The sequence below is a fragment of the Deltaproteobacteria bacterium genome (assembly GCA_016177765.1).
Classification (GTDB): domain Bacteria; phylum UBA10199; class UBA10199; order JACPAL01; family JACOUP01; genus JACOUP01.
Genome location: JACOUP010000014.1, coordinates 1 through 4,363 on the forward strand (window position 1 = coordinate 1; position 4,363 = coordinate 4,363).

At 52.1% G+C, this 4,363-nt stretch carries 10 protein-coding genes; all 10 read right to left on the reverse strand.

Translation table 11 applies throughout. The features are described 5' to 3' along the window. Positions 1 to 376: response regulator (locus HYS22_09305; GenBank protein MBI1910348.1), on the reverse strand; the 376-nt coding region annotated here is incomplete at its 3' end. Then, positions 351 to 1,208 (reverse strand): HAMP domain-containing histidine kinase, encoded by an 858-nt coding sequence (locus HYS22_09310; protein ID MBI1910349.1) that lies wholly within the window; start codon positions 1,206 to 1,208, stop codon positions 351 to 353. The genes HYS22_09310 and HYS22_09305, both read right to left, overlap by 26 nt. A 103-nt stretch (positions 1,209 to 1,311) precedes the next feature. Next, positions 1,312 to 1,965 carry a transglycosylase SLT domain-containing protein gene (locus tag HYS22_09315; protein MBI1910350.1) on the reverse strand — a complete coding sequence of 218 codons (654 nt, stop codon included), beginning with the start codon at positions 1,963 to 1,965 and terminating at the stop codon, positions 1,312 to 1,314. A gap of 51 nt (positions 1,966 to 2,016) precedes the next feature. Beyond that, positions 2,017 to 2,223, reverse strand: coding sequence for a hypothetical protein (locus HYS22_09320; GenBank protein MBI1910351.1), 207 nt, complete (start codon positions 2,221 to 2,223; stop codon positions 2,017 to 2,019). Positions 2,224 to 2,256: 33 nt separating this feature from the next. Continuing rightward, entirely contained in the window at positions 2,257 to 2,472 is a 216-nt protein-coding gene (locus HYS22_09325; protein ID MBI1910352.1) for a hypothetical protein, read from the reverse strand. After that, complete coding sequence (locus HYS22_09330; GenBank protein MBI1910353.1) at positions 2,469 to 3,029, reverse strand: Hsp20/alpha crystallin family protein; 561 nt, start codon at positions 3,027 to 3,029, stop codon at positions 2,469 to 2,471. The genes HYS22_09325 and HYS22_09330 overlap by 4 nt, the downstream gene beginning before the upstream one ends. Then, positions 3,016 to 3,366 carry a gas vesicle protein gene (locus HYS22_09335; protein ID MBI1910354.1) on the reverse strand — a complete coding sequence of 117 codons (351 nt, stop codon included), beginning with the start codon at positions 3,364 to 3,366 and terminating at the stop codon, positions 3,016 to 3,018. The genes HYS22_09330 and HYS22_09335 overlap by 14 nt, the downstream gene beginning before the upstream one ends. A gap of 113 nt (positions 3,367 to 3,479) precedes the next feature. Next, complete coding sequence (locus HYS22_09340) at positions 3,480 to 3,818, reverse strand: gas vesicle protein K (GenBank protein MBI1910355.1); 339 nt, start codon at positions 3,816 to 3,818, stop codon at positions 3,480 to 3,482. A 39-nt stretch (positions 3,819 to 3,857) separates the two neighbouring features. After that, positions 3,858 to 4,145 carry a gas vesicle protein gene (locus HYS22_09345; GenBank protein MBI1910356.1) on the reverse strand — a complete coding sequence of 96 codons (288 nt, stop codon included), beginning with the start codon at positions 4,143 to 4,145 and terminating at the stop codon, positions 3,858 to 3,860. 25 nt (positions 4,146 to 4,170) lie between these two features. After that, a partial coding sequence (locus HYS22_09350; GenBank protein ID MBI1910357.1) for a gas vesicle protein GvpG occupies positions 4,171 to 4,363 on the reverse strand: 193 nt, incomplete at its 5' end.

The window sequence follows — 4,363 nt, forward strand, 5'->3', positions numbered from 1 at the left end:
TCACCTGCTGGGTATGCAGAATTTTCTGCAACACTTCTCTAAAAACCGCAGGAGAAGTGGGCTTAGGCAAATATTCCACCATGCCAGCCCTGAGGGCTGCAGCTCTATATTGTTGCTCGCTCCACGCCGAGTGGGCGATGACCGGTATGTGTGCTGTTTTCGGATCCTGCTTGAGCTTGACTGTCGCCTCTATTCCGTTAATTCCTGGAAGACCTAAATCCATAATGATTGAATCTGGCTCTTCAGCCCCGGCTTTTTCTATAGCTTCTTGACCGTTGGCGGCCTCGATAACCTCGTAACCCATACTACGCAGCATAAATGCGAGGATTTCCCTTGAATCCCTATGGTCTTCAACAACCAAAATCCTTGTCGGCATATGGACTCCCCCTGGGGAGGATCACGCGGAAAGTGCTCCCCCTACCTGTTTCGCTTTCAACCTCTATCCTCCCCCCTAAGAGGCGGACTAATTTCTTGCTCAGGGCCAACCCCAACCCCATTCCCTGGTAGGAACGAGTATCGCTGGCGTCGACCTGCCGGAATGCGTCGAAAATGAACTCGCGCGCCTCACGGCTGATTCCGATCCCGGTATCAGCTACCCAGACCTCTACGGCATCCTCACGTGAACGAGCCCCGAGCACGATTTTCCCCTCCCGTGTGAACTTTATCGCGTTGTCGAGAAGGTTATCCAATATCTTCTTCAAATGCTTCTCATCGGTTTCGATTTGGGGAACTAGAGGAGAAATTTCCTTGAGTAACACAACGGAGCGATCTTTAATTGCACCGCTCCATTGTCGTGCCAGCTCCTCGAGAAGAGCCCCCAGGTCCGCAGGCCCTCTTCGGATCTCCATACTGCCTGCTGACAACCATGTAAGATCCAAAAGATTATTAACTAATCTCACCAGATGACCACTGGCTTCCATTGCCTTGGTTAAACCGTAGCGCACCTCATCGCTGAGGTCTCCCCTGACCCCATCGGTCAAAAGGGAGAGGTGACCGCAGATGACAGTTAACGGAGTGCGAAGCTCGTGGGACATAATGGCCAAGAACTGCGACTTGAGAAGATCGTATTTTTTTTGCGCTGAGTGGTCGTGGTGGTCCGCGGTTTCTGCGTTTTGAGCTGTGTCCCTCATGGTCGTAATTCTTCTGGTCAGGATCAGGTGATGTCGTAGGCCTTCCAGCGAGACTCTCAGAAAGGACGGGTCCCTCATCGGGGCTAGACGGCTGTGGTGACAAATCGAGCTTCTCAACCGGCCTGCGTGTATGCGTGTCTGTTTGTGCAATCTTGGCCTCATGAAAGTGATCCCAGAACTTTTAGGGACCGATGATCGCCCTCTCACCATTTTCCATGGCCAGGAGGTGGTTTGGAACCAAGATTTGATTGAGCGCAAGCTTCTTGCGGACGTCCATAACCTTTTTGGCGTAATCTCCGTTCTGAGGGACGATCCCTTGGTTGTAATGATTAAGAAAGAAGGCGATGCCATCGCCCTTGTTTGTGTTTTTCCGGCTAAACTCACGCCAAAAGTTTAGCATCTCCACGCCGATTCTAAGGTTTGTCTCAACAGTAAGAAGATCCCTCTTGTCTTTCACGTGGTGTCTCCCGACGTAGTGCCAGTTGATACCCATGAGGCCGTAATCGCCAGTAGGAGAGATGGCTTGAGGGTTGAAGCTCGATTCCTGGTATATGACGGAAACTATATCCAGAGGATCCAGTTCGAATAAGGAAGCGTATTTGGCTATAAGAGCGGCGTACCTATACGCCAGTTCACCATCCATCTCCTTGATCTTAAGGCTATCTATGGCCTTCTTGGTTTCTAAGACCTTCAGATCAAAATCCGCTATCCTCAGATACTCGGACCGTTCGTAATGCTTGAGAATACCTCCCAGGGAGTAAAGGTAGAAAAGGGCAGCCAAGAGGAGCAGCGACAGAATACCCAGGAGTAGGGTGCAATGGGACTTTAGCTCCATGAGATAAGGTCGCTTTCTCAGGCTTTATCTCTTGGTCATACGATCCCTATTTCATCCACTAGGAAGACGCATCTCTCCCAGTGCCGTGCGCACGTAGCACCTTTCTTGAAGAGCCTCAAAGACCCTGATGAGATGGGGAACGTTATAGCCGAGGTCGCTTAGGGCGCCGGCAATATCTTCGGCATCGATGATCGCGAATCGGGTGCTTTCAGGTAAGAAGAGGAAGACATCCACATCGGTCTCTTTTAGATTCATCATGCCCCCTAACCTCCTGTCTCACGGTGAAGACAGCTATCTCTTGCGCTTGCCGCTTTTCGCCCTGACAAAGAAGTAGAAATCATTTAGCCTCTCGATCTTGCCCTGCCGACAAAGAGAGCTGACCGGCCCGACAAGGGTCCTCCAGTTAACCCCCAAAAAATTCCCTAGTTCGCGGAGCTTCATGCCCTCAGGATGTTTTTTAAGGACAGCAAGAAGTTCAGCCTTAAGTGCCTCCTTGTCTTTTGTCACCCACCCTCGCCGTCCTTCTTCCGAAGCCGGATTTCCAGGATACCGTTGCGGCAGGTTGCTCTCAGGGTATCGGCGTCGACTTCGGAGCTCAGTCCAATTTCCTTTCTATAGTTCATGCCGGCTTTTGATTTCGTCGATAGGGAAAGGACTTTGCCCTGAATTTTTAGCTTCAAGTCATTGAGGCCCACACCGGGCACCTCAGCCACAACCACGATTTCTTTAGGCTCATCGAAAACGTCAACTGCCGGCTCCACCACATCGGGGGGTTTGGTTGCCTCTGGCGGCGGCCGCACCCCTGTCCCGATGTGGTATTCCCTTTCTCCGAGGATGCCACGGGTTCTCACGTGCCCTCTTACGCTCACCCCCTGTCTCCACTTCTCATCCGTTAGGGTTTCTTTTCCGCCGGCCTGCTTGAGCTTTTCCCTCAGCTCCTCAAGTTTTCCCTTTAACTCATCCGGTGAGGAGAGTAACTTTCCGAGGTCTATCTTTAGGCCGAGAATATCGAGCGCTCCGCCGATCACCTGAGAGAGATCAAACTGTTTTTTATCTTTCTTCATAATGACTCTTTCTTGCTCGTGCTTGCTTACGCTTTTTGGACACCTGGAGAGCTTCTAACTGCTCAACCCTTTGTTTCAGAGCCTCAAGCTCCTCTCCCTTTCCATTCTCTCTCGCCCTGGAAGAGAGAAAGGGATCCAGTTGCCACCAGTCAATTCCCATCTCCTTGGCCTTATCCACGGAAGCAATGACCAGGCGGAGCTGGAGAGTGAGAAGCTCGATGTCTAACAGCTTGATCCTGACATCCCCCGCGATGACCACCCCTTTGTCCAGTACCCTTTCCAGGATATCGGCAAGGTTGGTGGCCTGCGTCGCATGGACAATCTGCCCTGTCTGCATCCTTAGTCCTTTCGACTTTAATCGCTCAGCTTCACCCTCACCCTACCCTCTCCCTCGAAGGGAGAGGATTAAAGGTGAGGGTCTAAAAAATTTCAAATATCTTTGGCTAGACGTTAATCGATCAGCCTCCCCAAAGGGCCCAGATCGAGGTTGAGATCGTCGATACCAAAGTGCTCTTTTAGCTCCGCCATCCTCTTCTCCAGCTTCATGAGCGTAGCCCCCAATCTCTCTATCTCGTCTGGACTCAGGGAGCGGCCTTCCATCCTGCGAATGGCCTGCCTCTCCATAAGTTGCCTGAGCAGTTCAAGAAGGGACAGAACCAACTTGGCCAGGCCCTGCTCTACTTTCTCAGGGTCCAGGTTCAACCGACCTGCCTGCCTGCCATTGGCAGGCGCAGACAGGGACGGCCATGGGCTTCTGCCTTCTCTGAGGCAACGGGCAAAATCCTCCATCTCGCTCGCCTGGAGATCAGGCTCCATAAACTTTTTCTTCTAGCCCTCACCCTCGCCCTCTCCCTCAGGGAGAGGGTAGGGGTGAGGGAAAAGGCCTTGTCCGACCTGACTGTGCCCGGCCATGGGAGACAGGTGTTTCTTCAGCGTCTCTACGGACGCAATGAGCAGGTTTAAGCCCACATATAGAAGGGGAATGTCAGCTACAGAGATCGTGATACCTCCGGTCAGCACCGCCCCTTTGTTAAGCACCCTGTCTAGGACCTCCACCAAGGAGACCTGCCTGCCGGACAGCCACTCGTGCCGGCTCAGGGAGGTCTCAGCACCCATGATTTCATCTTGCATAAAACGGGACTCAGGCAGCCTCATCTCTCTCCTTTTTGTACTGCTCAATCTCTTCTAGCCTTTTGACCAGCTCCTCTTCCCTTTTTTCGAACTCCGCTTCGGTAATCCGCCGGCTCTCAAGCTGCTCGTAAAGCTCCTTAAGCTCGTTCCTCACCTCATCCTCATTCATAAGTTCCCTTTCAGCCTGCTCAAGGATGTTTTCA

Excerpts from the sequence above, each read along its gene's own strand:
- HYS22_09310 (MBI1910349.1), bottom strand. The coding sequence starts at position 1,208 with ATGAGGGACCCGTCCTTTCTGAGAGTCTCGCTGGAAGGCCTACGACAT.
- HYS22_09315 (MBI1910350.1), bottom strand. The coding sequence starts at position 1,965 with ATGGAGCTAAAGTCCCATTGCACCCTACTCCTGGGTATTCTGTCGCTG.
- HYS22_09320 (MBI1910351.1), bottom strand. The coding sequence starts at position 2,223 with ATGATGAATCTAAAAGAGACCGATGTGGATGTCTTCCTCTTCTTACCT.
- HYS22_09330 (MBI1910353.1), bottom strand. The coding sequence starts at position 3,029 with ATGAAGAAAGATAAAAAACAGTTTGATCTCTCTCAGGTGATCGGCGGA.
- HYS22_09335 (MBI1910354.1), bottom strand. The coding sequence starts at position 3,366 with ATGCAGACAGGGCAGATTGTCCATGCGACGCAGGCCACCAACCTTGCC.
- HYS22_09340 (MBI1910355.1), bottom strand. The coding sequence starts at position 3,818 with ATGGAGGATTTTGCCCGTTGCCTCAGAGAAGGCAGAAGCCCATGGCCG.
- HYS22_09345 (MBI1910356.1), bottom strand. The coding sequence starts at position 4,145 with ATGGGTGCTGAGACCTCCCTGAGCCGGCACGAGTGGCTGTCCGGCAGG.